The sequence below is a fragment of the Sulfuricurvum sp. genome, assembly GCF_028688295.1.
Classification (GTDB): domain Bacteria; phylum Campylobacterota; class Campylobacteria; order Campylobacterales; family Sulfurimonadaceae; genus Sulfuricurvum.
Genome location: NZ_JAQTYM010000059.1, coordinates 1 through 3,742, shown reverse-complemented (window position 1 = coordinate 3,742; position 3,742 = coordinate 1). Strand labels below are relative to the sequence as shown.

The window sequence follows — 3,742 nt, the reverse complement described above, 5'->3', positions numbered from 1 at the left end:
AAACATCGATTGAAGAACTCGACCGTGATGAATTCATCGGGATTGATGAAGCATTTGAAATGGCTACTGCAAAGTATGTTAAACATTAAAACGGTCGTATTCTCTAAAAAAGCTACCTATCGATTAACACAAATCACCGATTTTATTTATACGCAAAGCCAATCCGAATCCATTACACTTGCCTACATGTCGAGACTAAAGGAATATATCTACAATATTCTTATGCAATTCCCAGAATCGGGACGTAAAGCCGAAGAGTATGGAAAACATATCCGAAAACTCGTGTATCAAGGGTATTCGATTTTGTATCGGATCAATGAGCCTAAAGAGCGGGTAGAGATTGTGAACATCTTTCGTGAAAATCTCCCATGAGTAGGATACCTTTGGTATAATATCCCTACTTATTTTTCGGAGCAAACAGTGGAACAAAAAGAACCGATGACAAAATACGGGTTTCAGCGCTTATCAGACGAGCTGAATACCCTCAAAAACGTCGATTTACCGGCAGTCAATGTGGAAATCGATCGTGCCAAAGAGTACGGTGATCTAAAAGAGAACTCCGAGTATCATGCCGCACGCGAAAAACAGGCTTTTATCGGAACTCGAATCGCAGAACTTGGAGAGGTGATTTCACGTGCGCAGATCGTGGACCCGAGTGAACTTGAACATGCTCGTGTCAGTTTCGGCTCTACCGTAGTTTTAAATAATCTTGATACCGATGAAGAGGTCACTTATACCATTGTCGGTGGATGTGAGAGTAATCCGGAACAAGGATTGATCTCTTTTAATTCACCTTTGGCTAAACAGCTTTTGGGGCGACAAGAGGGGGATGAACTCAATGCGAAACTTCCCGGCGGAACCAAAAACTTTGAAGTGGTTGAAGTGAAATATCAGGAGATCGTGTTTGAAACCCATTAACGTTGGTATCATCGGTGTCAGTGGCTATACGGGGTTAGAACTCGTTAAAATGCTTGTCTCTCATCCGATTTTTAATCTCGTTTATTGTGCTAATACCGAAGGTGCTACAACTGTTTCTGAACTTCATCCAGCATTGATGGGTGTATGTGATTTAGCCGTTGAAAAAGCGGATATCGATCGTGCATCGTCAGTATGCGAATTGATATTTTTAGCCCTGCCGCATAAAACCGCGATGCAGAGTGCCAAAGGATTGTTAGAGCGGGGGAGAAAAGTCGTCGATCTCTCGGCTGATTATCGTCTTTCAGCAGAGAAGTATGAAGCATTTTACTGTGAACATGAAGATTTGGATAACCTCTCTCATGCGATCTATTCTATACCTGAACTGCATGGCAATATTGCCAAAGGCTCACGTCTTATCGCTAATCCCGGATGTCATGTTACGGCTTCACTCATGGCATTGGCTCCCTTTTTGGATCACATTGATTTGACGAGTCCTATTTTTATCGATTCTAAAACCGGTGTTTCGGGTGCGGGGAAATCACCCTCATCTGCCGTTCACTATGTCAGCGTTAATGATAATATCAACTGCTATAACATCATCAAACACCGTCATGCTACGGAGATAGAACAACACGCTTCAGCTTTATGTTCCGATGAAGTGAAAGTCACTTTTGTCCCTTCTCTTGTTCCTATGACACGGGGGATGCTTGCGTGTGTTTACGCGACATTGAAGAGTGATTGTGATCCTTTAGCACTTATAGAATCGTTTTATAAGAATAAATCTTTTGTCCGTGTTCGCACTGCACCTCCTCATACTAAGATGACATCAGGAACCAATTTCGCCGATGTGTATGCCACACGTCATGGCAATGCTTTGGTCGCCATGTGTGCGATTGATAATCTCATGCGAGGTGCCAGCTCACAGGCTTTGGTTAATGCCAATATCATGATGGGATTGGATGAAACCCTCGGAATTCCTGTAATTGCTTATGTCCCTTAATACACTTCAAAGCGGGGCAATTTTAATTGCCGATGCGCATAGTGCCCCATGGCGCACCCCTTTTATTGATTTTTTACGTGCGCTGGAGTCCGGAGAGGTTGTAACCTATCAGTTGATTTTGATGGGGGATATTTTAGACATGCTTTATGGACCGATACCACGCACCTATCTCTATAATAATGATGAAATTGATCTCCTCAATAGCCTCTCTTCTCGCATTGAAATCATCTATTTAGAGGGAAATCACGATTTTTTATTGGGTAATATTTTTCCGAAGATCCAAGTAATCCGCCGTGAAAATCAACCAATCATTATGATGCATGAGGGGAAGCGTATCGCACTTTCTCACGGCGATAGCGCTATGGGGTTGGGATATGAAGTTTATACGGCACTTATCCGTAACCGATTCATTTTAGCCTTACTCAGGAGCATTGATACGTTAGGTGAGGGATTTATCGTTACATGGTTGGAACAGCAGATGAAACGAAAAAATCATTGCCGTTCTATTGAAAATTTTAAAGAGTTAATCGTAAGAAGACTCAAACATTTTCAAAAAAATAGTTTTGAGGTATTGATTGAGGGACATTTTCATCAAAATCAGATGTTTGAATTTGATGAATTAACTTATATTAATATCGGTGCTTTTGCTTGCAATGAAAGATACTTTACTGTACAATCAAATCAAAATCAGCCGTTATTACACGAAGCAGTTTTTCGTAAGGAGCCCCGATGAAGGGACAAGGTGATATTTTAAAAGTCGGTTCCAATGAGATGGAGTTGGTCGATTTTCGTATATTTAAACGCGAAGGCGACGAAATATACGAGGGAATATACGGAGTAAACGTCTCGAAAGTACGTGAAATTATCCGTTTTCCAAAATTGACAGAGCTTCCGGGTACACCCGCTTTTATCGAAGGAATTTTTGATTTGCGCGGTGTGGTTATCCCTGTGGTAAACCTCGCAAAATGGATGGGAGTTGATGCTCCTGAAGAGATGGAAGCTGAATCTCGGGTGATTATTACTGAATTTAATAACATTCTAATTGGATTTGTTGTTCACGAAGCCAAGCGTATTCGTCGAATCAACTGGAAAGATATTGAACCGGCTTCATTTGTATCTTCTTCAGGAGGATTAGACGGTTCAAAAATCACCGGCGTAACACGTATTGAAGATGATGGTGTATTATTGATTTTGGATTTAGAGGGTGTCGTTCAAGAGCTTGGGCTCTATCAACCCTCTAGCGGAAAATTAGAAGAGGGGAAATACCGCTTTAGCGGGTATGTTCTTCTTCTCGATGACAGTGCTACCGCACGACGCATTATCAAAGAAGCGTTAGAACAAATGGGCTTTGATGTCATCGAAGCCACCGATGGGCAGCAAGGGCTTAAAATCCTCGAAGATCTCTACAGTGCATACGGTGATCAGATTGGGAATAAAGTACGTCTTATCGCATCTGATATCGAAATGCCATTGATGGATGGTTTCCATTTTGCTGCGAATGTCAAAGCAGACGAACGCTTCAAAATGATTCCGATTGTATTTAACTCCTCTATCAGTGATCATTTCAGCGAAATACGCGGAAAAGAAGCTGGTGGAGAAGCGTATTTGGTCAAATTTGATTCGAATTTATTTTACGATGAAGTAGCACGTGTTGTGCGTGCTCATATTCAATAGGGGTTAAGCAATGGATGAATTTCAAGAGATATTACAGGACTTTTTGATTGAGTCGTTTGAACTCATTGAGCAACTTGATCAAGATCTTGTCGAGTTAGAATCGCGCCCTGATGATTTGGAATTATTGAATCGTATTTTTAGGGTTGCACA

The 3,742-nt window shown here is 41.4% G+C and carries 5 protein-coding genes; all 5 read left to right on the top strand.

All coding sequences use genetic code 11. The annotated features are described in order from the left end of the window. Window positions 1–372: type II toxin-antitoxin system RelE/ParE family toxin (locus tag PHR02_RS10540; RefSeq protein ID WP_299991938.1), on the top strand; the 372-nt coding region annotated here is incomplete at its 5' end. Between the two features lie 48 nt (window positions 373–420). Then, complete coding sequence (greA, locus tag PHR02_RS10535; protein ID WP_299991936.1) at window positions 421–918, top strand: transcription elongation factor GreA; 498 nt, start codon at window positions 421–423, stop codon at window positions 916–918. Continuing rightward, entirely contained in the window at window positions 905–1,918 is a 1,014-nt protein-coding gene (gene argC, locus PHR02_RS10530) for an N-acetyl-gamma-glutamyl-phosphate reductase (RefSeq protein ID WP_299991935.1), read from the top strand. Before greA ends, argC begins: the two co-directional genes overlap by 14 nt. Then, window positions 1,908–2,651, top strand: a complete 744-nt coding sequence (locus PHR02_RS10525) for a UDP-2,3-diacylglucosamine hydrolase (RefSeq protein ID WP_299991933.1) — start codon at window positions 1,908–1,910, stop codon at window positions 2,649–2,651. Before argC ends, PHR02_RS10525 begins: the two co-directional genes overlap by 11 nt. Then, complete coding sequence (locus PHR02_RS10520; RefSeq protein ID WP_299991931.1) at window positions 2,648–3,592, top strand: chemotaxis protein; 945 nt, start codon at window positions 2,648–2,650, stop codon at window positions 3,590–3,592. Before PHR02_RS10525 ends, PHR02_RS10520 begins: the two co-directional genes overlap by 4 nt. Window positions 3,593–3,742 lie beyond the last annotated feature (150 nt).